The sequence below is a fragment of the Prauserella flavalba genome (assembly GCF_003202235.1).
In the GTDB taxonomy this organism is placed as follows: domain Bacteria; phylum Actinomycetota; class Actinomycetes; order Mycobacteriales; family Pseudonocardiaceae; genus Prauserella_A; species Prauserella_A flavalba.
On record NZ_MASU01000001.1, the window covers coordinates 125,958 to 148,832 of the forward strand.

Annotated in this window: 23 protein-coding genes; 6 read left to right on the forward strand and 17 right to left on the reverse strand. The window is 71.7% G+C overall.

Annotation, left to right across the window (positions count from 1 at the left end; genetic code table 11):
• Window positions 1-2,301, reverse strand: a complete 2,301-nt coding sequence (gene purL, locus BA062_RS00670) for a phosphoribosylformylglycinamidine synthase subunit PurL (protein WP_110334042.1) — start codon at window positions 2,299-2,301, stop codon at window positions 1-3.
• Window positions 2,302-2,440: 139 nt separating this feature from the next.
• On the opposite strand from purL, the gene BA062_RS00675 reads away from it, so the two are divergent.
• Both BA062_RS00675 and BA062_RS00680 read left to right on the forward strand, forming a co-directional pair.
• On the forward strand, window positions 2,441-3,988 hold the full coding sequence (locus tag BA062_RS00675; protein ID WP_110334322.1) for an ABC transporter ATP-binding protein: 1,548 nt from the start codon (window positions 2,441-2,443) through the stop codon (window positions 3,986-3,988).
• Window positions 3,979-5,766, forward strand: coding sequence for an ABC transporter ATP-binding protein (locus BA062_RS00680; protein ID WP_110334043.1), 1,788 nt, complete (start codon window positions 3,979-3,981; stop codon window positions 5,764-5,766). The genes BA062_RS00675 and BA062_RS00680 overlap by 10 nt, the downstream gene beginning before the upstream one ends.
• A 64-nt stretch (window positions 5,767-5,830) precedes the next feature.
• On the opposite strand, the gene phnE is transcribed toward BA062_RS00680, so the two are convergent.
• Genes phnE through BA062_RS00700 form a run of 4 tightly spaced genes read right to left on the reverse strand, consistent with a single transcriptional unit; the run spans window position 5,831 to window position 9,388 of the window.
• Entirely contained in the window at window positions 5,831-6,634 is an 804-nt protein-coding gene (gene phnE / locus BA062_RS00685) for a phosphonate ABC transporter, permease protein PhnE (protein ID WP_110334044.1), read from the reverse strand.
• Window positions 6,631-7,332: a phosphonate ABC transporter ATP-binding protein gene (locus tag BA062_RS00690; RefSeq protein WP_110334045.1), complete on the reverse strand. Its 702-nt coding sequence runs from the start codon at window positions 7,330-7,332 to the stop codon at window positions 6,631-6,633. The genes phnE and BA062_RS00690 overlap by 4 nt, the downstream gene beginning before the upstream one ends.
• 3 nt (window positions 7,333-7,335) lie before the next feature.
• Window positions 7,336-8,244, reverse strand: a complete 909-nt coding sequence (locus BA062_RS00695; RefSeq protein WP_110334046.1) for a phosphate/phosphite/phosphonate ABC transporter substrate-binding protein — start codon at window positions 8,242-8,244, stop codon at window positions 7,336-7,338.
• A gap of 19 nt (window positions 8,245-8,263) precedes the next feature.
• Complete coding sequence (locus BA062_RS00700) at window positions 8,264-9,388, reverse strand: TIGR03364 family FAD-dependent oxidoreductase (RefSeq protein ID WP_110334047.1); 1,125 nt, start codon at window positions 9,386-9,388, stop codon at window positions 8,264-8,266.
• Window positions 9,389-9,497: 109 nt separating this feature from the next.
• Here BA062_RS00700 and BA062_RS40170 point away from each other — a divergent pair, with 109 nt between their 5' ends.
• Complete coding sequence (locus BA062_RS40170) at window positions 9,498-10,247, forward strand: GntR family transcriptional regulator (protein WP_210406720.1); 750 nt, start codon at window positions 9,498-9,500, stop codon at window positions 10,245-10,247.
• Window positions 10,244-10,915: a phosphonatase-like hydrolase gene (locus BA062_RS40175; RefSeq protein WP_210406721.1), complete on the forward strand. Its 672-nt coding sequence runs from the start codon at window positions 10,244-10,246 to the stop codon at window positions 10,913-10,915. Before BA062_RS40170 ends, BA062_RS40175 begins: the two co-directional genes overlap by 4 nt.
• 75 nt (window positions 10,916-10,990) lie before the next feature.
• Here BA062_RS40175 and purQ read toward each other — a convergent pair whose 3' ends face one another.
• From purQ to BA062_RS00725, 4 genes are all read right to left on the reverse strand, one after another.
• On the reverse strand, window positions 10,991-11,680 hold the full coding sequence (gene purQ, locus BA062_RS00710; RefSeq protein WP_110334048.1) for a phosphoribosylformylglycinamidine synthase subunit PurQ: 690 nt from the start codon (window positions 11,678-11,680) through the stop codon (window positions 10,991-10,993).
• Complete coding sequence (gene purS / locus BA062_RS00715; RefSeq protein ID WP_110334049.1) at window positions 11,677-11,916, reverse strand: phosphoribosylformylglycinamidine synthase subunit PurS; 240 nt, start codon at window positions 11,914-11,916, stop codon at window positions 11,677-11,679. Before purS ends, purQ begins: the two co-directional genes overlap by 4 nt.
• A 190-nt stretch (window positions 11,917-12,106) precedes the next feature.
• Window positions 12,107-12,709, reverse strand: coding sequence for a hypothetical protein (locus BA062_RS00720; RefSeq protein WP_110334050.1), 603 nt, complete (start codon window positions 12,707-12,709; stop codon window positions 12,107-12,109).
• 46 nt (window positions 12,710-12,755) lie between these two features.
• A complete protein-coding gene (locus tag BA062_RS00725; protein ID WP_245959616.1) occupies window positions 12,756-13,256 on the reverse strand; it encodes a MarR family winged helix-turn-helix transcriptional regulator in 501 nt (166 codons plus the stop codon).
• 87 nt (window positions 13,257-13,343) lie between these two features.
• On the opposite strand from BA062_RS00725, the gene BA062_RS00730 reads away from it, so the two are divergent.
• Window positions 13,344-15,089 carry an ABC transporter ATP-binding protein gene (locus BA062_RS00730; RefSeq protein WP_281271598.1) on the forward strand — a complete coding sequence of 582 codons (1,746 nt, stop codon included), beginning with the start codon at window positions 13,344-13,346 and terminating at the stop codon, window positions 15,087-15,089.
• 4 nt (window positions 15,090-15,093) lie between these two features.
• Here BA062_RS00730 and BA062_RS00735 read toward each other — a convergent pair whose 3' ends face one another.
• Complete coding sequence (locus tag BA062_RS00735; RefSeq protein WP_110334053.1) at window positions 15,094-16,563, reverse strand: aldehyde dehydrogenase family protein; 1,470 nt, start codon at window positions 16,561-16,563, stop codon at window positions 15,094-15,096.
• Window positions 16,564-16,648: 85 nt separating this feature from the next.
• Between BA062_RS00735 and BA062_RS00740 the strand changes: the two genes are divergently transcribed.
• Window positions 16,649-17,284: an MBL fold metallo-hydrolase gene (locus tag BA062_RS00740; protein ID WP_110334054.1), complete on the forward strand. Its 636-nt coding sequence runs from the start codon at window positions 16,649-16,651 to the stop codon at window positions 17,282-17,284.
• Here BA062_RS00740 and BA062_RS00745 read toward each other — a convergent pair.
• The 7 genes from BA062_RS00745 to BA062_RS00775 form a co-directional block, all read right to left on the reverse strand.
• The gene (locus tag BA062_RS00745) at window positions 17,247-17,936 is read right to left on the reverse strand and encodes a DUF2334 domain-containing protein (protein WP_110334055.1); all 690 of its coding nucleotides are present in this window, start codon (window positions 17,934-17,936) and stop codon (window positions 17,247-17,249) included. The genes BA062_RS00740 and BA062_RS00745 overlap by 38 nt on opposite strands.
• 70 nt (window positions 17,937-18,006) lie before the next feature.
• Window positions 18,007-18,918, reverse strand: a complete 912-nt coding sequence (locus BA062_RS00750) for a sulfite exporter TauE/SafE family protein (protein ID WP_110334056.1) — start codon at window positions 18,916-18,918, stop codon at window positions 18,007-18,009.
• Window positions 18,919-19,116: 198 nt separating this feature from the next.
• Entirely contained in the window at window positions 19,117-20,544 is a 1,428-nt protein-coding gene (purB, locus tag BA062_RS00755; protein ID WP_110334057.1) for an adenylosuccinate lyase, read from the reverse strand.
• Between the two features lie 167 nt (window positions 20,545-20,711).
• The gene (locus BA062_RS39465) at window positions 20,712-20,918 is read right to left on the reverse strand and encodes a hypothetical protein (RefSeq protein ID WP_146239982.1); all 207 of its coding nucleotides are present in this window, start codon (window positions 20,916-20,918) and stop codon (window positions 20,712-20,714) included.
• A gap of 50 nt (window positions 20,919-20,968) precedes the next feature.
• Window positions 20,969-21,559 carry a TetR/AcrR family transcriptional regulator gene (locus tag BA062_RS00765; RefSeq protein WP_210406722.1) on the reverse strand — a complete coding sequence of 197 codons (591 nt, stop codon included), beginning with the start codon at window positions 21,557-21,559 and terminating at the stop codon, window positions 20,969-20,971.
• A gap of 29 nt (window positions 21,560-21,588) precedes the next feature.
• A complete protein-coding gene (locus BA062_RS00770; protein WP_110334060.1) occupies window positions 21,589-22,266 on the reverse strand; it encodes a hypothetical protein in 678 nt (225 codons plus the stop codon).
• Window positions 22,259-22,768 carry a SigE family RNA polymerase sigma factor gene (locus tag BA062_RS00775; protein ID WP_110334061.1) on the reverse strand — a complete coding sequence of 170 codons (510 nt, stop codon included), beginning with the start codon at window positions 22,766-22,768 and terminating at the stop codon, window positions 22,259-22,261. Before BA062_RS00775 ends, BA062_RS00770 begins: the two co-directional genes overlap by 8 nt.
• Between the last annotated feature and the right edge of the window lie 107 nt (window positions 22,769-22,875).

A 22,875-nucleotide genomic window follows, 5' to 3' on the forward strand; every position in this document is an offset into this window, starting at 1 on the left:
TCAGTCGAAGAGCGCGGGGAGCGTGCCCTCCCACGCAGTGCTGAGCTCGTCGAGACCGAAGGTCGCGACGTCCTGGATCTCCAGTGCGCCCGCCTCGGGGTCCACGACACCGGCCCGACGCCACGGCAGGCCGCGCGCGTCGCACATCTCCGTGAACCGAAGCTCCTCGCTGCGCGGCACGGCCACCAGCACGCGGCCCGCCGACTCGGAGAACAGCTGCACGAACGGGTCCTGGTCGTCGGCGAGGATCGCCCTGGCACCGCACTGTCCGATGAGGACCATCTCGACGAGCGCCTGCGCGAGCCCGCCGTCGGAGAGGTCGTGTGCCGCGGAGATCATGCCGTCGCGCGAACCGGCGACCAGGATCTCGGCCAGCAGCCGCTCGCGCTCGAGGTCGACCTTCGGCGGCAGCCCGCCGAGGTGCCCGTGGATCACGTGTGCCCACGCGGAACCGCCGAACTCGTCGCGGGTCTCGCCGAGCAGCAGCAGCGTCTCGCCGGCCTCGTTGCCGATGCCGGTGGGGATGCGCCGCGTCACGTCGTCGATCACGCCCAGCACGCCGACCACCGGCGTCGGCAGGATCGCCGTGTCGCCGGTCTGGTTGTAGAAACTCACGTTGCCGCCGGTCACCGGCACGCCGAGCTGCGCGCAGCCGTCGGCAAGACCGTGCACCGCGCGCTCGAACTGCCACATCACGCCCGGGTCGCGCGGGGAGCCGAAGTTGAGGCAGTTGGTGACCGCCACCGGCATGGCGCCGCTCGTGGCGACGTTGCGGTACGCCTCGGCGAGCGCGAGCTGCGTGCCCGCGTACGGGTCGAGGTAGACGAAGCGGCTGTTGCAGTCGGTCGCGACGGCCACGCCACGACCGGTCGACTCGTCGATCCGGATCACGCCGGAGTCGGCGGGCTGCGCGAGCACCGTGTTGCCACGCACGTACCGGTCGTACTGCTGGGTGACCCATTCCTTCGACGCCAGGTTCGGCGAGGACACGAGCTTCAGCAGCGTGTCGCGCAGCTCGTCCGGAGTGGACGGACGCGCGAGCGAGTCGGTGGTGTTCGCCTGCACCGTGTCCTGCCCGGCGGGGCGGGCGTACGGCCGGTCGTAGACCGGGCCCTGGTGGGCGACGGTGCGCGGTGGCACGTCGACCACGGTCTCGCCGCGCCACGTGATGACGAGGTGGTCGCCGTCGGTGACCTCACCGATCTCCGTGGCGATCACGTCCCACTTCGCGCACACGGCCATGAAGGCGTCCACATCGGACGGAGCGACCACCGCGCACATCCGCTCCTGCGACTCGCTGGAGAGGATCTCGGCCGGCGTCATGTTCTTGGCCCGCAACGGAACCTGGTCGAGGTCGATGTACATGCCGCCGTCACCGGCGGCGGCGAGCTCGGACGTGGCGCAGGACAGCCCGGCGCCGCCGAGGTCCTGGATGCCGACCACGAGCTTCTTCGCGAACAGCTCGAGGCAGCACTCGATGAGCACCTTCTCGGTGAACGGGTCGCCCACCTGCACGCTCGGCAGCTTCTTGCGGCCGCCGGCCGTCTCGTCGCCGGAGAACGTGTCGCTCGCCAGCACGGACACGCCGCCGATGCCGTCGAGCCCGGTGCGCGCACCGAAGAGGATGATCTTGTTGCCGGTGCCCGAGGCGTGTGCGAGATGCAGGTCCTCCACCCGCATCGCGCCGACGCACAGCGCGTTCACCAGCGGGTTGCCCGCATAGCTCTCGTCGAACACCACCTCGCCGCCGATGTTCGGCAGGCCGAGGCAGTTGCCGTACCCGGCGATGCCTGCCACCACGCCGGGCAGCACGCGCCGCGTGTCGGGCGCGTCGGCAGGGCCGAAGCGAAGCGGGTCGGCGACGGCGAGCGGGCGCGCGCCCATCGCGAGGATGTCGCGCACGATGCCGCCGACGCCGGTCGCGGCGCCCTGGTAAGGCTCCACATAGGACGGGTGGTTGTGGCTCTCGACCTTGAACGTGACCGCCCAGCCGTCGCCGACGTCGACCACACCGGCGTTCTCGCCGATGCCCGCGAGCATCTTCTCGCGCATCTCGGGCGTGGTGGTCTTGCCGAAGTAGGAGAGGTGCTTCTTCGACGACTTGTACGAGCAGTGCTCGCTCCACATCACCGAGTACATGGCCAGCTCGGCCTCGGTGGGCCTGCGGCCGAGGATCTCCTTGATGCGCGCGTACTCGTCGTCGGCGAGGCCGAGCTCGACGTACGGCTGAGGGAGGTCCGGGGTCTCTGCTGCGCGTGCGGTGGTGTCGATGGCGGGCGTGTCGACGTGAGATGGGGCCACGTCACCAGGCTACAAGGCGAAATTCGGTCGCCATCGCCGCAGGTCGTTCGTAACGTTGAGCGACGTGTCCGAAACGCCCTATCCGGCTCCCGGCATCCGGCTCCCCTCGCGGTTGACGCCGGGCAGGCTGCTGCGCGCGATGCTGCGCGGCCGCCCGTGGCTGGCTGCCGCCGCGATGGTGTTCGGCGCGCTGTGGCTGGTGCCCGGCGCGCTGCTGCCGCTCGTGGTCGGCGCCGCGATCGACGGGGGCATCGCGGGCGGCGACACCGCCAGGCTGGTGTGGCTCGCGGTGCTCGTGCTCGGAATCGGCGTGACGCAGGCCGTCTTCGGCGGGGCGATGGATTTCCTCTCCGCGGGCATGTGGATGCACGGAGCCTCGACCACGCAGCGGTTGGTGTCCACGCACACGACGCGCCTCGGTGCCTCGCTGCGCGAGCAGGCGAGCTCGGGCGAGGTGCTGGCCATCACGTCCGCCGACATCGACAAGATCGGTTACGGCTTCGAGGTGATCGGCCGCGTCGTCGGCTCGATCGTGGCGTTCCTCACGGTCGGCATCGTGCTGCTGACGTACTCGCCGCTGCTCGGCGGCGTCGCGCTCGTCGGCGTGCCGCTGGCGGTGGCCGGGATCGGGCCGCTCATCGCGCCGTTGCAGCGGAAGCTCGACACGCAGCGCGAGGAGCTGTCGGCGGTCAACGCGCTGGGCTCCGACATCGTCTCCGGCCTGCGGATCCTGCGCGGCATCGGCGGCGAGCGGCAGTTCCTCGGCCGCTTCCGCACGGCGAGCCAGCGCGTGCGCAGAGCGGGCGTCGACGTGGCGCGCAGCGAGTCGTGGCTCACCGGGGCCGAGGTGCTGCTGCCAGGGCTGGTCACCGTGGTGATCACGTGGCTCGGCGCGCGGCTGGCCGTCGCGGGCACGATCAGCGTCGGCGAGCTGGTGGCGTTCTACGGGGCCTCGGCGTTCCTGGTGATCCCGGTGAGCACCACCACGGAAAGCACCGGCGTCTGGGCCTCGGCCTACGTCTCCGCGCGCAAGGCGTGCCGGCTCCTGAGCCTGCGCCCGCTGCTCGCGGAGCCGTCGGAGCCGGTGCGGCTGCCGGAGGGCCCGCTCGAACCGCACGACGCCGAGAGCGGGTTCACGGCGGTCGCGGGCAAGCTCACCGTGGTGGACGTCGGCGCTGGGGCCGAGGAGCTCGCGTCGCGGCTCGCGCGCTTCACCGACGCGCGGCGGCCGGTGCTGCTGTCGGGCGTTCCCGTCGAGCGCGTCGCGCTGGCCGAGCTGCGTGAGCGCGTGGTGTACGCGCACAACCAGGACCTGTGGTTCTCCGGCGTGCTCGCCGACGAGGTCGCCCCGGACGTGCCGGGGGACGTCTCCGTCGAGACGGCGCTGTGGGCGGCGGACGCGGACGACGTCGTGGCCGCGCTGCCCGACGGACTCGCCGAGCGCATCGGCGAGCGCGGCAGGGAGGTCTCCGGCGGGCAGCGGCAGCGGCTCAGTCTCGCGCGGGCACTCGCGACCGACGCGGACGTGCTGATCCTCGACGAGCCGACCTCGGCCGTCGACGCGCACACGGAGGCGCGGATCAGCGAGCGAGTCGCGACGCTGCGGCGCGGCAGGACGACCGTGGTCTTCAGTCAGAGCCCGCTCTGGGCCGCGGTCGCGGACGAGGTGGTGACGAGGTGCAGCTGAAGCTTCCCCTCGCGACGAGGGCGGACGCGAGGACGTGGGCGCGGACGACGTTCCGGGAGAACAGGGCCGACTTCCTGTGGGCGATCGGCCTGTTCGGCCTGGCGACGATCGCCGGCCTCGCGGGCCCGCAGCTGCTCGGCTACCTGGTGGACGAGGTCGCCCGCGGCTCGGACACGATCGGCATCGACCTGCTGGCGCTCGGCTTCCTGGCGGTGCTGCTGGTGCAGGCCGGGCTCAAGCGGGCGGCCCGCGTGCGCACCGGCGTGCTGGGCGAGCGGGTGCTGGCCTCGACACGGGAGGAGTTCGTCGCCGCGTCGCTGCGCCTGCCGCTCGGCACGGTCGAGGCCGCGGGCACGGGTGACCTGCTCAGCAGGGCGACCTCGGATGTCGAGCGCATCGACAACGCCACCCGCAACGCGGTACCGGAGATCACGATCGCGGCGATCACCGTGGCGCTCACGGTGACGGCGATGATCGTCACCTCGCCGCTGCTGGCACTGGGCCTGCTGGTGTCGGTGCCCGTGTTGTTCTTCCCGACCCGGTGGTACTGGCGTCGCTCGCCGAAGACGATCGAGCGGATGCTCGACGCGTGGTCAGGCGTGCAGTCGGGCACGCACGAGTCCGTCGAGGGCGCGCGCACGGCCGAGGCCCTCGGGCTGGTCGAACGCCGGGTCCGCCTCGGCGAACGCGCGTTGCAGGGTGCGCTGAGCGGGGAGCGCAGGCTGCGGAGGCTCCAGCTGCGGTGGGTGCCGTTCCTCGAGCTGTCGCACGCGCTGCCCGTCGCGGCCATGCTGCTGCTCGGCGGCTGGGCGTACTCGCAGGACCTGGTCGCGCTGGGCACGATCACCACGATGGTGCTCTACGTGCAGGCGCTGGCGTCCCCTGTGGACGAGCTGCTGTGGTGGGTCGAGGACTTCGCCGTCGCGGGCACGGCGCTGCGGAGGGTGCTCGGCGTGCGGACGCGGCCTGAGCCGAAGCGGGGGACCCCGCCACGTGGCAGGGACATCGAGCTGCGCGACGTGCGGTTCGCGTACGGAACGGGTCGGGAGGTGCTGCACGGCATCGACCTGCGCATCCCGCGCGGGCAGCGGCTCGCGGTGGTGGGCCCTTCCGGGGCGGGCAAGTCGACGCTCGGCAGGCTTCTCGCCGGTATCGCGGCGCCGACGGCCGGCTCGGTGACGATCGGCGGCGTCGAGGTGTCGACGTTGCCGGACGACGTGCTGCGCGGCGAGGTGCTGTTGCTGACGCAGGAGCAGCACGTGTTCAGCGGGACACTGCGGGAGAACCTGGTGCTACCGGGCGACGGCGGAAGGCACAGCGGCGCGGAGCGCCTCGATGGGGGGTGGCGGCCGGGCGACGGGTGGGCCGACGAGGAGCTGCTCGACGCGCTCGGCTCGGTGGGTGCGCGGGAGTGGGCGATGGCGTTGCCGGACGGGCTGGACACGAAGCTCGGCACGGGAGCGCACGCGGTGCCCCCTGCGCTGGCGCAGCAGCTCGCGCTGGCGCGCGTGGTGCTGGCCGACCCGCACACGCTGGTGCTCGACGAGGCGACGTCGCTGCTGGACACGTCGTCGGCAAGGGAGCTGGAGCGGACGCTGGCGAACGTGCTCGCGGGGCGGACCGTGATCGCGATCGCCCACCGGCTGCACACCGCCGCCTCGGCCGACCGCGTGGCCGTGGTGGAGGACGGCCGGGTCACCGAACTCGGCAGCCATGCCGACCTGCTCGCCGCCGACGGCCCCTACGCCCGCCTGGTCCACGCCGCCCACGCGGAGTGACAACCGCACCCAAGGCCACCTTTGGTGCGCTCAACGCAACAAAGGTGGCCTTGGGGAGCGTTGGTCAGGCTCCGATGCGGCGGCGGATCAGGGCCGAGAGCTGGTCCACCACGATCACGAGGACCAGCACCACCAGGATGTGGGTCACCATCTCGTCGAAGCGGAACAGCTTGATCGACTGGTTGATCAGGAAGCCGATGCCGCCGGCGCCGACGAGGCCGAGCACGAGCGACGAGCGCACGTTCACGTCCAGGCGGTAGAGCAGCAGGCCGACCAGCTGCGGCAACGCCGTCGGCAGCACGGCGTGCGCGGCGACCTGCACCCGGCTCGCGCCATGCACCCACAGCGCGTCGCGCGGGCCGAGGTCCGTCTCCTCCATCGCCTCCGCCCACAGCTTGCCCAGCACGCCGGTGTTGTGGAACACGAGCGCGAGCACCCCGGCGAACGGCCCGAGGCCCACGGCCGTCACGAAGATCAGTGCGAACACCACGTCCGGCACCGACCGCAGGAACGACAGCACCGAGCGCGCCGCCTGGTACGCCGCCGATCCGCTCGTGGTGGCGCGGGCGGCGAGCAGCGCGAGCACCAGCGCGAACGGCACCGAGAACGTGGTGCCCAGCAGCCCGATGCCGAGGGTGACCAGCGCGGCCTCGAGGCTCGGCCGCAGCACCGTGTCCCACGTGAGATCCGGTGGCAGCGCCTCGGCGAAGAAGTCGGCGATTCCATCGGCGCCCTGCACGAGCGCGGCGGGCGAGAACCCCGTGGCGTTCCACGCGAACACGTGCAGTGCGACGACCGCGGCCGTGATCCCGAGCGCGAGCGGCGACGGCCATCGCCGCCGCGGCGGGGCAGGAGTCGTCACGGTCATGCGGCGGTCCTCTCCGGCAGGTACAGCGCGTCGACGTCGGAGCCGGACACGATCCCCGGCGGTCCGTCGAACGCCACGCGCCCGCCGAGCAGGCCGACGATCCGGTCGGCCGAGCGGGCGAGCTGCGGCTGGTGCAGCACCGCCGCCACGGCCAGGCCCTCGCTCGCCAGGTCGGCGAGCAGCGTGATCACCTGCTCGGCCGCGCTCGGGTCCAATGCGGACACGGGCTCGTCGGCGAGCAGCACCCTGGGCCGCCGGCACAGCGCGCGGGCGATCGCGACGCGCTGCTGCTGCCCGCCGGAGAGCCGCCCGGCGCGTTCCCCCGCGCGGTCGGCGAGTCCGACGCGGTCGAGGCAGCGCATCGCCTCCTCTCGCAGCTCGCGCGGGAACAGCAGGGGAGAGACGGAGCGGTGCAGCGGCAGCCCGCCCAGCGCGCCTGCGCACACGTTGTCGAGCGCGGTACGCCTGCCGACCAGGTGGATCTTCTGGAACACCATCGCGGACCTGCCCTCGGTGTGGATCTCGCCCGCGTCCGGCGTCTCCAAGCCCACCACGCAGCGCAGTGCCGTGGACTTTCCCGACCCGTTCGCGCCGAGTACCGCCACGAACTCGCCCGCTCGCACCTGGAGGTCGACCCCGGTGAGCACCGGCCGCCCCGCGAACGACTTGGTGAGCTTCCTGATCTCCAGCGCCGCCATGCCTCAGACGTCCCCTTCGGACAGTCCGAGCGTGGAGGCCAGCTCGAACAGCGGCTGGTAGGTCTGCTCGTCGACCTGCGCGAGCGGGCCGGGCGGGTCGACGTCGAGGAAAGCGCCGACCTTCGCGACATCGGCCGGGCTGAGCTCCAGCAGTGCCGTGCGCACGCGCTCCTTGAACGCCGGGTCGAGGTTGCCGCGCACGGTGATCGGGTCGTTCGGGATCGGCTCGGACTTCCACAGCTGCCCGAACCTCGACTCGTCGAAGCTGCCTTCCGCCTTCGCGGTCGCCAGCTGCTGGCTGTTGATCTGGGCGGCGTCCACCTTGCCGTTGGTGAGCGCGAGCAGCGCCTCGGGATGCCCGCCCGCGTAGTCGATCTTCACGTCGGAGTCCTTCAACCCCGCCTCGCGCAGCGCGTAGCGCGGCAGCGCGTCGCCCGACGTGGAGCCGACGCCGCCGAGCGCGAGCGAACGGCCGCGCAGGTCGGCGACGGTCTTGATCGGCGAGTCCTTCGGCACCCAGATGCCCGCGGTGTAGGTGGTGAGCTTCCCGTTCGCGTCGGCGAAGGACACCAGCGGCTCCGCGCCGGCCTGCTGGCTGGCGAAGACGTAGCCGAGCGGGCCGAACTGCGCGATCTCCAGCTGGTCGTTGCGCATCGCCAGCACCTCGGCCGAGTAGTCGTCGACCACCTTCAGCTCCACCGGACAGTCCAAAGTGGTCTGCAATGCCTTCGCCAGCACCTGGTAGGCGGGCGTGAGCTTGGCCGGGTCCTCGTAGGGCTCGACGCCGAACCGGATCGTGCCGCCGGGGCACGTCGCCGCGTCGGCGGACTCGGAGTCCGAACCGCAGGCCGTGAGCGAGAGCGTGAGCAGTGCCGCCGCGCCGAGCGCGACGAAGCGGGGACGGGAGGACATGGGGATTCTCCTTGGGGGATCAGGAAACGAGGTCGTCCAGCACCGTGGGCGCGAGCCCGAGTGCCGTGGTCATGCCGATGCCGGAGGTGACCGCGACGACGCGCACACCCTCGGCCGGGGTCTCGACGAGGAAGGGCTCTGGCGCCGAGGCGTACACGCCGCGCCAGCGCTCGCGCACGGTCAGGGCGCCGACGCCGAGCAGGCGCGCCGTCTCGGCGAGCACCCGCTCGTCGAGCTCCTCACGCCGGTACGGGTTGACGGTCCGCTGGTAGCTGTGGGTGTCACCGATGGTCAGGTCACCACCGGGCAGCTGCGTGAGCATGAGGTTCATGCCGATGGCGAGCAGGTCGGGCTGCTCGGCCTCGAAGCGCGCGCGGACGTCGGCGAGGCTCGGGCACGCCTCGAACCCGGCGTAGCGCAGCATCGAGAGCCCGGTGAGCACCGCGTGCTCGATCTCGCGGCCGTGCGGGTCGGCCACCCGCAGCATCCGCAGCGAGCAGCGCTGGACCGCCTTGCGCTGCGCCAGTTCGGGGAAGTGCCGGTCGATGTCGTGCCCGACGGCGACCACGACGTGTCCCGCCCGCACGCGGCCCCTGCTCGTGGCAACCTCTCCGGGCTCGACGACGTGGGCGGTGGTGCCCCAGTGGAAGCGCACACCCCGCTCGGCGAGCAGCCGCGCGATCGCGTGCACGGCCTCGCGCGGGTCGACGCGGAGGTCCAACGGCAGCACGGCGCCCCCGACCACGTCCTCGCCGACCGGAACCCGGCTCGCCACGCCCGCCGCGTCGAGCAGCCGCACCTGCCCGCCCCGGAGCTCGGCGAACTCGCTCAGCACCGCGCACTCGTCGTCGGCGCGGGCGACCACCACCGTGCCGCTCTCGCCGAGCCAGAACCCGGCGTCCTTGGCCAGGCGCAGCCAGTGCTCGCGGGCGGAGAGCGCGTAACCGAGCGCTGGGCCGTCCTGCGCGGTCACGCAGCCGTGCCCGAAGTTGCGCACCGACGCGCCGGTCGCCCACTCGTCGCGTTCGAGCACCACCACCGAGAGCCCGCGTTCCGCGGCCGCGTAGGCGTGCGCGAGGCCGACGATCCCAGCCCCGATCACGACGACGTCGGCGGAGTCGAGCGAGCGAGCCAAACTTGTCATGACAAGAAAGCTCGGCCATCGATCCAGCCTTAGTCAACACGACCAGGAAGAACGTTCATGCCTGTTCATCTGCGCTTAACGGTTGACTTCAGCTGTATAGTCAAGTCTCGTGGATGTCCCCCTGCACGAGCAGATCGCCGCCGACCTGCGTCGCCGCATCTCCTCCGGCGAGCTCCCGGTGGGAGCCGCGGTGCCCTCCGAGTCGCAGCTGTGCACGCAGTGGAACGCCTCGCGCGGCCCGGTGCGGCAGGCGCTGACGGCGCTACGCGCCGAGGGCATGATCGGCGGCGGCAGGGGCAAACCGCCCGTGGTGCGCAGGCAGGCGCTGAGCCAGCCGTTCGAGACGTTCCTGTCGTTCTCGCGCTGGGTTCACGGGCTGGGGCGCACGCCGGGGCAGCGGACGCTGGAGGTCGCGCGCAGGCCCGCCACGGCCGAACTCGCCGACGAGCTGGACCTCGACGAGGGCGACCCGGTGGTGCAGGTGCTGCGCCTGCGGTTCATCGACGAGACGCCGACGATGATCGAGCGCACCACGTTCGTCGAACCCGTCGGGCGGCTGCTGTACGACTACGACTGCGACTCCGGCTCCATCTACGCCTACCTCGGCGAACAGGGCGTCGACATGAGCAACGCCCGGCACCTGATGGACGCGGTCGCCGCGGACGCCACCGACAGCGAGTTGCTCGGCATCGACGTCGGCTCGCCCCTGCTGCGGGAGCGGCGCAGGGCCACCGGACTCGACGGCAGGCCCGTCGAGTACTCCGACGACCGCTACCGGCCCGACCTGGTCAGCTTCGCCATCGAGAACTCACAGCGCGCGCAGCCCGCGTTCGCCAGGAACTGGAGGTCAGCCTCGTGATCGAACTCGCCGTCTTCGACATCGCCGGCACCACCGTCGAGGAGCGCAACACCGTGTACGTCGCGCTCGAAGAGGCCGTGGTGGCGGCGGGCGGAGCGCCGTCGAAGGACGACATCCAGCGCTGGATGGGCGCCGACAAGCGGGAGGCCATCACCGCGATGCTCACCGAGTCCACCGGCCGCGTGCCCTCGGCGGACGTGGTGGATGCGGGTCTCGCCGACTTCCGCGCGCGGCTCACCGCCGCCTACGCGGCGACGCCGCCCGTGCCGCTGCCCGGCGTGCCCGAGGCGATCGCCTCGCTGCGCGCGGCCGGGGCGAAGGTGGCGTTGACGACGGGGTTCGACCGCGAGGTGGTGGACGCACTGCTCAAGACGGTGGGCTGGGACGAGACGGTGATCGACGCGGTGGTGTGCGTTGACGACGTGCCCGCGGGCCGCCCGGCGCCGTACATGATCTTCCGGGCGATGGAGCGCACCGGGGTGCGGGACGTGCGCAAGGTGCTCGTCGCGGGCGACACCGCCCGCGACCTCGAAGCGGGCACCAACGCGGGCGCGGCGTACGTGGTGGGCGTGTTGACGGGCGGCTACACCGCCGCCGACCTTGGCCGCGTCCGCCACACCCACCTGCTGCCCAGCGTGGCGAACATCCCCGCACTCCTGGGAGTGTGACCGACTGCAGTGAAGGCCACCATCACTGCGTTGAACGCAGTGATGGTGGCCTTCACTGCAGCTTGGGGCAGTTGGTCAGGCCGTGGTCGCCAGGGGCTTCAGTGCGTCGAGGGCGGAGAAGAAGACGCCGAGGCCGTCGTCGGACGGGCCGGTGAGCGCGTCGATCGCATGCTCCGGGTGCGGCATGAGACCGACGACGCGGCCGTTCTCGCTCGCGATGCCCGCGATGTCGTTGCGGGAGCCGTTGGGGTTGCCGCCGACGTAGCGGAACACCACGCGGCCCTCACCCTCCAGCCGGTCGAGGGTCTCCTGGCTCGCCATGTACCCACCCTCGCCGGACTTGAGCGGGATGAGCACCTCGGCGCCCTGGTCGTACCTGGTGCTCCACGCCGTCGCGTTGTTCTCCACGCGCAGCCACTGGTCGCGGCACACGAAGTGGAGCTTCTCGTTGCGCACGAGCGCCCCCGGCAGCAGGCCGGCCTCGCACAGGATCTGGAAGCCGTTGCAGATGCCCAGCACCGGCATGCCCTTCGCGGCGGCCTCCACGACCGACGTCATCACCGGCGCGAACCGGGCGATGGCGCCACAGCGCAGGTAGTCGCCGTAGGAGAACCCGCCCGGCACGATCACCGCGTCGACACCCTTGAGGTCGGCGTCTGCGTGCCACAGCGACACGGCCTCCGCGTCGGCGTAGCGCACCGCGCGGGCGGCGTCGACGTCGTCGAGGGTGCCGGGGAAGGTGATGACGCCGATGCGGGGGCTCACGCCTCCACCCTCCGCACGGTCCAGTCCTCGATCACCGGGTTGGCGAGAAAGCCCTCCGCGATCTTCGCGAGGGTCTCGTCGTCGACGGAGTCGTCGACCTCCAGCTCGAAGTGCTTACCCTGGCGAACCTCGGTGACGCCCTGGAAGCCGAGGCGCGGCAGCGCTCCGGCCACCGCCTGGCCTTGCGGGTCGAGGATCTCGGGTTTGGGCATGACGTCGACGACTACTCGGGCCACGACAGGCTGCTCCTAGATTTTCGCAGGTCGATGCCCATTCAGCGTAGCTCAGGGGCCGAGAGGCCCCCGACACCCCTCGGCCCCGTGCCGACATACCGCCATTTCACCTGGGTTGTACATACGTAGGACGTACAACTATTCCCCGACGTTGCGTATCTAAGCCCGATTCGCCGGTTTGGCCCAGTGCCCGTCAGTGCCAGTGACCGTGCGCGACCGGCGGCCCCTGCCGCGCGCCGCGCATGGCCCGGCCCGTCACAGGCAGCACGGCGCCGACGAGCGGGATCACCCACAGCAGCAGCGCCACGATCGGCATGCCGACGTAGTCGCCGCCGTCGTTGCTGAGCAGGTCGATGATCGCGTAGATGTAGTACACCACGGCGATGCCGGTGAGCACAGCGATTATCCAGCGCACGAAGCCGAGCCGGAAGCACAGCAGCACGGCGAACAAGGCCATCGTCGAAGCGAAGCTGATGCTGAACGAGATCGCGAAGTCGACGTTGCCGGTGATGTCGTCGGAGAAGGCCACGCCGAGGGTCGCGACGAGCGCGTCGACGTTGTCCGCGCTCGGCCCGCTCCACGAGAGCGCGGCGACGATGTAGGTGAACGCGATCGCGGGGACGCAGAACGCTGCCGCCACATATGCCATCGCGGTGCTCGGCCGCTGGGGGCCGTAACCGGGCGGGTAGCCGTAGCCGGGCGGAGGCTGCTGGGGGTAGCCGTACGGCTGCTGCGGATACGGCTGTTGCTGCTGGTATGGCTGCTGCTGGTACCACCCGGGATTCGGCTGGTTCATCGGGCTCCCCCCGCCTGCTGGGCGACACGGACGCGCGCCGCGTCGTTCATAGCACGGGAGCTTCGCCGGTGGGCAGCGATTCGCGCGAACGGCCGTGGTGTCGTGGTCCGTGTTCGTCCCGCGTCTGCTCCTCGACCTTCTCCAGCAGCGCCTGGAGCGTGGCCTGCTGGGCCTCGGTGAGGCACGCGAAGAGGTCCTCGGCGGCGCCGGCCCTGGCCTGGTGGAGCCGCGTGCGCATGCGTTTGCCCGAGCCGGTGAGCACGAGCAGGGTCGCGCGGCGGTTGCCGGGATCGACCTGGCGGGTGACCAGCCCGGCCTCCTCAAGCGCGTCGACGATCGGGGTGACCGCGCGGGGCACGACGCCCAGCAGCTCGGCCAGCTCGGCCATGCGAGGCGGCCGCTCGAACCGCCCGATCGCGCCGAGCGCCCTGGCCTGCGCCGGGGTCAGCCCCAGCGGCGCGAGACGTCCCACCTGCCGCACCCTCGCCCGCTTGGCCAGGCGCAGCAGCAGCTCACCGAGGCGGTTCTCGCCGTCGTCCACATGCACGTGCCCAGGGTAACAGAGTCGCGGTAACTGTGAACCTAGGTAATTAAGAGCTATGCTCGCTATATGCCGTCTACCGAGGAAGCACGCGTGCCAGTGCGCCGGATCCTGCGCCTGTTCCGGCCGTACCGGGGCAGGCTCGCCGTCGTCGGCCTGCTCGTGGGGCTCTCGTCGCTCGTGTCCGTGGCGTCGCCGTTCCTGCTGCGCGAGGTGCTCGACGTCGCCATCCCGCAGCAGCGCACCGGCCTGCTGACCCTGCTCGTGGCGGGCATGCTCGGCGTCGCCGTGGCCACGAGCGTGTTCAACGTGCTGCAGACCTACCTCTCCACGACGGTCGGCCAGCAGGTCATGCACGGCCTGCGCTCGGAGGTCTACGCCCGGCTGCAGCGCATGTCGCTGGCGTTCTTCACGCGAACCCGCACCGGCGAGGTCCAGTCCCGCATCGCCAACGACATCGGCGGCATGCAGTCGACGGTCACCTCCACCGCCACCTCGCTGGTCTCCAACGTCACGACCGTCGTGGCCACCGTGGTCGCGATGCTCGCACTCGACTGGCGGCTCACGGTGTTCTCGCTCGCGCTCATGCCCGCGTTCATCGGGATCAGCCGCCGCGTCGGCTCCGAGCGCAAGAAGATCACCACGCGCAGACAGCAGCAGCTCGCCGCGATGTCGTCGAGCGTGCAGGAGTCGCTGTCGGTGAGCGGCATCCTGCTCGGCCGCACGATGGGCCGTTCGGCGTCACTGACCGACGAATTCGCCGACGAGTCGCGGCGGCTCGCCCGGCTCGAGGTCGAGTCGAGCATGGCGGGCCGCTGGCGGATGTCGACCATCCAGATCGTGATGGCGGCGCTGCCCGCACTGCTCTACTGGGCGGCTGGGCTGAGCACCGCGTTCGGTGCGCCGATGGCGTCGCTGGGCACGCTCGTCGCCTTCGTGACCCTCCAGCAGACGCTCTTCCGGCCCACCATGTCGCTGCTGCAGACGGGCGTGGAGCTGCAGAGCTCGCTCGCGCTGTTCCAGCGGATCTTCGAGTACCTCGACCTGCCCGTCGACATCGCCGAGCCGAAGAGCCCGGTCGCGCTCGGCGAGGTGCGCGGCGAGGTCGCGTTCCACGACGCCGGGTTCTCCTACGACGGGACGCACCCGACGCTCTCCGGTATCGACCTCGCCGTACCGCCCGGCGGCAGCCTCGCGGTGGTCGGTGAGACGGGCTCGGGCAAGACGACGCTGAGCTACCTGGTTCCCCGGCTCTACGACGTCACCGAGGGCAGCGTGACGATCGACGGCGTCGACGTGCGGGAGCTGAGCTTCGAGACGCTCGCCGGCGCGGTGGGCGTGGTGTCGCAGGAGACCTACCTGCTGCACGCGTCCGTCGCGGACAACCTCCGCTTCGCCAAACCGGACGCGACCGACGAGGAGCTGTACGAGGCGGCGAGGGCGGCGCAGATCCACGACCACATCGCGGCGCTGCCGGACGGCTACGACACCCTCGTCGGCGAGCGCGGCTACCGGTTCTCCGGCGGCGAGAAACAGCGGCTCGCGATCGCGCGCACGATCCTGCGTGACCCGCCGATCCTCGTGCTCGACGAGGCCACCAGCGCGCTCGACACCCAGACCGAGCTGGCCGTGCAGGAGGCCATCACCGCGTTGTCGGCCGGCCGCACGACGATCACGATCGCCCACCGGCTCTCGACCATCCGCGACGCCGACCAGATCGTGGTGCTCGACGGCGGCCGCGTCGTCGAGCAGGGGACGCACGACGAGTTGCTGGCCGAGGACGGGCGCTACGCCGGCCTCGTGCGGCGCGACGGCACGCTGGTGGACACCGCCGCGTGACCCGTCAGCGCCTGCCGTGCAGCCTGCCGATCAGCTTGCCCACCAACGCCTCGGTCTTGGCGGAGCGGGCGAACGTCGTGAGCGCGATCGGCGCGGTGAAGCGCTGGCGCGCGATCGCCTTGGGCCGAGCGAACTCGCGAAGGCCCTCGGGGCCGTGGATGCGCCCGAAGCCGGAGTCGCCGAGCCCGCCGAAGGGCAGCGACGCGATGCCCGCGAACGACAGCGGCGCGTTGATCGCCGTCTGTCCCGTGCGCAGCCGCCGGGCCAGCTCCAGGCCGCGGCGCTTGGAGAACACCGTGGAGCCGAGGCCGTAGACCGAGTCGTTGGCCTTGTCGACGGCCTCGTCCATGTCGCGGACCTTGGCGATGGTCACCGTGGGGCCGAAGGTCTCCTCGCGCACGGCGGCGGAGTCCTCGGGCACGTCCACGAGCACGGTCGGCTTCACGAAGCGGTCGCCGACGGCGTTCTTGCCGCCGACGAGCGCCCGCCCTCCGCGCGCGAGCGCGTCGGCGATGTGCCTGCGCACAACGTCGAGCTGGGAGGGCATGGTCATCGGGCCGTAGTGCTTGCCCGCGTCGACCTTCTTCGCCTTGTCGACCACCTTGGCCACGAAGTCGTCGTAGACCTGCTCGTGGACGTAGACGCGCTCGACCCCGGCGCACGTCTGGCCCGCGTTGGAGAACGCGCCCCATACGGTCGCGTCGGCGGCGGCCTCGAGGTCGGCGTCGGCGTCGACGATCAGCGGGTCCTTGCCGCCGGCCTCGATCACGACCGGGGTGAGCGTCTCGGCGGCGGCGGCCATCACCTTCTTGCCGGTGGCCGCGGAGCCGGTGAAGGCGATCTTGTCGACGCCGGAGCGCGCGAGTGCGGCTCCGGTCGCGCCGAAGCCGGTGACGAGTTGCAGTACCGGGTATTCCGGCACGGCCTCGGCGAACGTGTCGACGAGCCACTTGCCCACGCCGGGCGTGTACTCGCTGGGCTTGAACACCACCGCGTTGCCCGCCGCAAGCGCGTAGCTGATGGAGCCGAGGGGCGTGTAGACCGGGTAGTTCCACGGGCCGATCACGCCGACCACGCCGAGCGGGTGGTACTCGACGGTCGCCGCCTGGTTGGACAGCAGCAGGCCGGGTGCGCGGCGCTGCGAGCCGAGCACCTTGCGCGCGTTCCTGGCCGCCCACGCGAGATGCTCGATCGCGAGCACGGTCTCCAGCTGCGCGTCGCCCTCGGGCTTGCCGGTCTCCTTGCTGACCACGTCGCACAGCTCGCCCATCCTGCGCGCCATGCTGCCGCGCCACCTGGCGAGTCGCTCGGCGCGACCGGAGAAGCCGAGCATGTTCCACCAAAGGGCGGCGTTCCGCGCCTTCGCGACCGCCGCCTCGACCTGCTCGGCGGTGTGCACCGGGTACGTCCCCAGTACCTCGTCCGTTGCCGGGTTGAGCGAGTCGAACGTTTCGACTGCCTGCGCTGTGGTCATGGCCACAGCGTACGACGGACGCCCCTTACTGGCAATGTGCCAAATACTCTCGGGCGTAGGGTGTGACCCGAGCGGAGGGAGAACCATGCGAATCGTCCACTTCGGACACGCCTGCGTGCTGCTGGAGACCGACAGCGCCCGAATCCTCATCGACCCCGGCGCCTTCTCCTCCGGCTTCGAGAACGAGCGGGAGCTGGACGCCGTGCTGATCACGCACCAGCACTTCGACCACATCGACACCGAGAAGCTGCCCGCGGTGCTGGAGGCCAACCCGGACGCGAAGCTGATCACCGACCCCGGCTCGCGGGAGACGGTCGAGAAGCTCGGCCTGCCGTCCACCACGGCGCAGCCCGGCGACGCCTTCGAGCTCGGCGGCGCGGCGGTGAACGTGGTCGGCGGCCAGCACGCGACGATCCACGCCGACATCCCGGTGATCCCGAACGTCGGCTTCATCGTCGACCACGGCGCCTTCTACCACCCCGGCGACTCGTTCTTCGTGCCCGAGCAGAAGATCGACGTGCTCGGCCTGCCGACCGGCGCGCCGTGGCTGAAGGCGGGCGAGGCCGTGGACTACCTGCGGGCCGTCGCACCGCGGCTGGCCGTGCCGATCCACGAGGCCGTGCTCGCCAACCCGGCCATGCACTACGGCCTGTTCACCAACCTCGCGCCGGACGGGACCGAGGTCAGGGTGCTGCCGCGAGCCGAGCAGGCAACGCTGTGACGTAGGTGCGGCTCGCCGCACCGTTCTCCAGCGCCACATCCACGGCGTCGAGGAACGCCTGCCGCCTGCCCGGCCTGCGCAGGTCCCTCGCGTCGACGCCGAGCCGCACCAGCCCGCCGCGCCTGGCCGCCCTGGCCGCGCTCAGCACCAGCGCGAAGCAGCGCACGGTCTCGGTGCGCTGGTGCTGGCTGCCGAAGCCCTGCACCCGCGCGCGGGCCACCTCGCCGGTCGTCAGGTCGCGCACGGTCGAGAGGTCGGCGCACACGCGGAAGCCGTGGTTGCGCAGCGCCTCCAGCGTGCCGCGCGACACCCGCCAGCGCGGCGGGGCGAAGGCACTGGCCCGCAGCCCGGCCCTGTCCAGCGCCGCCCCGGCCGCGATCAGCCGCAGCCGTGCCTCGTGCGCGGGCAGCGACGCGAACTCGGCCCTGATCCTGTGGTCGTAGCCGTGCAGCAGCACGGCGTCGCCCTGGCGGACGCGCTGCCGCATCCACTCGGCGACCCGGGGAGACCCGTCCTCGGCGCTCGGGGTGAACAGCATGGAAAGGGCGACCCCGCGCGCGTCCAGTTGCTCGGCCAGCTCGGCACAGCGGTGCAGAGTCCGGGGTCCGGCACCGGACAGCGACACCAGAAGGGTTGCGTCCACGCACCTCATTAGGCAGGACGGGCATGACGGCCCGTTGGCGGCGAGGTGAGCTGCGGGTGAAGCCGCCACCAAGAGCGGCTCAGCGGTTGGCGGTCTCGCGGATGTCGTCCTCGCCTGCCAGCGCGTTGATGCGCTTCTCCTCGCGCATCGACCGCACGGCGTTGACCAGCGCGGCGACGATCAGCGCGACCAGGCCGACGTAGACGACGACGATCGCGGTGCGCGAGGCGCCGAGCGTGGAGAGCAGCAGCCAGCCGTTGGTGAGGATGATCAGCCCGCCCGCCGCGGTGCCGAGCACCCTCGGCGGCAGGTGGTGGGCGAGCCACGCGCCCAGCGGCGCGGCGATCACACCGCCGACCAGCAGCCCGCCGACCACCACCCAGTTCATCTCCTCGTGGGAGAGGGCGATGAGGAAGGCCACGCACGCCGACACGGTCACGGCGAACTCGGCGGCGCCGACCGACCCGACGACCTTGCGCGGTTCGAGCCTGCCGCTGGAGAGCAGCGTCGTGGTGGCGACCGGGCCCCAGCCGCCCCCGCCGGTGGAGTCGATGAAGCCGGCGACCAGCCCAAGGGGAGCGAGGAACTTCGCGCCGGGTCGCTTGTCGGTGATGAGCTTGCCGAGCTTGAGGAACGCGAACCGGACCAGCACGTAGAGGCCCAGCACGAAGAGGATCGTGCTGATCCACGCGCTCGCGAAGTCCGTGGACAGCGACACCAGCACGAACGCGCCGACCGCTGCACCGATCGCACCCGGCACGGCGAGGATGCCGACCGTCCGCCAGTCGATGTTGCGGAACTTCCAGTGCGAGACGCCAGAGGCGAGCGACGTGCCGACCTGGGCGAAGTGGGCAGAGGCCGACGCGACCGCGGGTGCGGTGCCGAACGCGACGAGCGCCGTCGTGGACGTCATGCCGTATCCCATGCCGAGCATGCCGGACACCAGTTGAGCCAGGAATCCGGCGACTCCGAACACCACAAGGGCGAGCATGCTGACCTCAGCTTCGCGTGCGGCCGGGCGCGCTGGACGCTGCCACGGCAGGGGCAGGGACGGGTGTCAGCGGAGCCGGCAGAGCGCGGAATCGACGCGCACCAGATCGACGTGCCTGCGCTGAATCAGCGCGATCGATCGCCTGCCCATGACCTCGATCCTGACAGACGCCCACGATGTGGTCCATCGTTTCCCAGATCACAGGATGGGCTGTGGCCGGTAGTCGGCGGCCTCCGGGAACCGCTTCGCGATCTCCTCCACCCGGCCGACGATCGCCTCCACCTGGGCGCCCGCCGTCCCGGTGAACGAGAGCCGGTCGGCCAGCAGCGCGTCGAGCGCGGAACGGTCGAGCGGGATGCGCTCGTCGGCGGCGAGCCGGTCGAGCAGGTCGTTCCCGGCCTGGCCCTCGCGCATCGCGAGCGCGACGGCCACGGCGTTCTCCTTGATCGCCTCGTGCGCGGTCTCCCTGCCGACCCCGGCCCGCACCGCCGCCATGAGCACCTTCGTGGTCGCCAGGAACGGCAGGTAGCGGGCGAGCTCGCGGTCGACCACCGCGGGGAAGGCGCCGAACTCGCCGAGCACCGTGAGGAACGTCTCCAGCAGCCCGTCGAGCGCGAAGAACGCGTCCGGCAGCGCGACCCTGCGCACCACCGAGTCGGAGACGTCGCCCTCGTTCCACTGGTCACCGGCCAGCTCGCCGATCATCGAGAGGTATCCGCGCAGCACCACGGCCAGCCCGTTGACCCGCTCGCACGAACGCGTGTTCATCTTGTGCGGCATGGCCGACGAGCCGACCTGGCCGGGCTGGAAGCCCTCGGTGACCAGCTCGTGCCCCGCCATGAGCCGGATGGTCTTCGCCAGGCTCGACGGCGCCGCCGCCACCTGCACCAGCGCGGAGAGCACGTCGAAGTCGAGCGAGCGCGGATAGACCTGCCCGACGCTCGTGAACGCCCGCGAGAAGCCGAGGTGCGCCGCGACGCGCGACTCCAGCTCGGCGAGCTTCGCCTCGTCGCCGAGCAGGTCCAGCATGTCCTGCGCGGTGCCGACCGGGCCCTTGATGCCGCGCAGCGGGTAGCGGGCGATCAGCTCGTCGAGCCGCTCGAAGGCCACGAGCAGCTCGTCGGCGGCGGTGGCGAACCGCTTGCCCAGCGTGGTGGCCTGCGCGGCGACGTTGTGCGAACGCCCGGCCATGACCAGCGCCGAGTGGTCGGCGGCGAGCCCGGCGAGCCTCGTCAGCACGGCCACGGTCCGTGCCCTGACGAGCTCCAGCGAGCGCCGCAGCTGCAGCTGCTCGACGTTCTCGGTGAGGTCACGCGAGGTCATGCCCTTGTGCACGTGCTCGTGCCCAGCGAGGGCGTTGAACTCCTCGATCCTCGCCTTCACGTCGTGCCTGGTGACCCGCTCGCGCGCGGCGATGGAAGGCAGGTCCACCCGCTCCAGCACCCGCTCGTAGTCGGCGACGACGCCGTCGGGCACCTCGACGCCGAGCTCGGCCTGCGCCTTGAGCACGGCCAGCCACAGCTCGCGCTCCAACCGCACCTTGTTGTCCGGCGACCACAGCGCCACCAGCTCGGGAGAGGCGTAGCGACCGGCGAGAACGTTGGGGATGCTGGGCTTGTCCGTCACGCAGCCAGGCTAACCGGCGGCCCAGGTCACAGGTGCAGCGCCGGGTCGGTGGCGAGCGCCGTGAGCTGGGCCGCCGAGGCCGATGGCCCTGGCAGGAACTTCTGGCACGCGCCCGGTGGCGGCCGTCGGGTCGTCGTTGGTGCCGTCGGCGCGGTAGTGGTGGGCGGTCACCGCGGTGCGCGTTCCCTCGGCCACGGCGAGCGCCGCCACCGCCGCCACGGCTTGCGTCGCTCGTCGAGCCACACCCTGCGCAACACCTTGCGGGCGTAGTCGCCGCGAGATGCCAGTCCCGCACAGCAGGTACGCCGACTGCGCAGCCCCGGCGCATGCGCAACGGCGAACTCGCGGAACCGAGCCTCCAGGATGTCGTTCATGTCCCCCTCTCGCCCGTTACTCATCACCCGGGCGGGAAGGGGTTGCATCCTCAGCTCAACGCGTTGCGGAGCATCCTCGCGGCCGCGGCCCTCGGGTCCGGGTTCACCTCGATCAGCGCGTTCACGACGGCGCCGTCGACCAGCGCGACCAGCTGTTCCAGCCGCTCCGGGTCGATCGGCACCCCCGACTTCACGAAGATCTCGGTGAGCAGCTCCCGCAGCTCGCCGGCGAGTGTGCGCATGAGCGGGCGAAGGTAGGGCCTGCGGCCGGTCGCGACGAGCCGCTCGTAGCGCAGCAGCACGGCCTCGTAGTCGGGGTCCTCGCCGAGCAGCTGGTCGAGCACCAGCTCGACGAGGGTGTCCACGCCACGGTGCTCGGTGCTCAGCCGAGCGAGCTGCTCCCGGCCCCTGGCCAGCTCGGAGCGGCCGTAGTGCTCCATCGCGGCGGCGATCAGGTCGTCGAGCGAGTCGAAGTAGTAGGTGGTCGACGCGAGCGGCAGCCGGGCCCTGTCGGCGACGGCCCGGTGCCGGATGGCCTCGAACCCGCCCTCGGTCAGCAGCTCGGCGGCGGCACTGACGAGCGCGGCGCGCCGCCGCTCGCCCTTCGGCGTGCTCGCGGTGCTGCTGCTCTCGGACGTCATGGCGAGCAAGTGTGCCATCCCGGCCCTGGTCAGAAGCGACGCGCCAGCGCGTCGGCGATGCGGCCGAGCTCGCCGTCGAGCGGGGCGGCGCGCGAGGCGGAATCGGGGGTGGCGAGCACGTACACGGTGCCCCCGCTCGCGGTCGGGCGCTGTTCGAGCTCGGCGCCTTCCGGCTGCTCGGGCAACTGGAACGCGAGACCCCGCGGCGCGAACACAGCGGTGATCGTCCCGCCCTCGACCGAGTAAGTCGCCGAGTGGGGGCCGTCGGGGCAATCGCCGCCCCCAGCGACGGCGTCGGCGCCGGCCGGGAGCTCGCCAGCGAGGGCGGTGGCGAGCTCCCGGTCGACTGTGTCGCACCCGAGGGTGCTCTCCCCTTCCACCGCTCCGCCCTGCTTCGGCACGGTGTTCGGGAAGACCTGTGCGCTGGGAGGACGTCCGGAGTCCGCTCCCGGTTGCTCGCCGGCACCCTCCTGGGCGGGAGCCGACGCCGCGGTCGTGTCCGATGCGTTCCCGCCACCCAGCAATACACCCACCGCGCCCGCGCCGCCTCCCAGCAGTACGACCGCGCAGGCGACCCCGGCGATCGTGTTGCGGCGGCGCCGGGTGACGCGGCGGGACTCGGCGGCGACGTCGGACGCGCTGAACGTGGGCGGAGGGGCCTCGCCCGCCGCCTCCCGGAACAGTTCCTTCAGCTCCCGCTCATCCATGCGTCTCCACCTCCTCGCCGAGTACGTCCCGCAGGTTCGCGAGCCCGCGCGCGGTCTGGCTCTTGACGTTGCCCTCGCTGCACCCGAGCGCCTGCGCGACGCCGCTGACGTCGAGGCCCTCCAGGTAGCGCAGCACCAGCACCGCACGTTGCCGTGGCGGCACCCTCCGCAGACCGGCGAGCAGGTCCTCCCTCGTCGCGACGCGCTCGGCGAGCGGCTCGCCCGCCGGTGGCGGCTCGGGCAGCTCGTCGGACTGCCGCTCCCTGCGCCACGGCCTGCGCGACTCGTCGATGGCGGCCCTGACCAGCGTCTTGCGCACGTACGCGTCGGTCGCCGCCCGGTCGCGGATCTTGCGCCACCGCCGGTGCAGCGCGACAAAGGCCGTCTGCGCGAGGTCGTCCGCGCGATGCCAGTCGCCACAGAGCATGTACGCGGTGCGGCGCACGGAGTCCCGCTTGGCGGCGAAGTACTCCGCGAACTCCTGCTCGTCGCGGTGGTCCACGCGGATGGCTCTCCGGTCCGTTGTGTTGTCGATGGCAGAGACGGAAGTGCAGGCGTCCACGGTTGCACGTCCGGCCGGATTTTTCCCTCGGAAGAGACCTTGTTGTG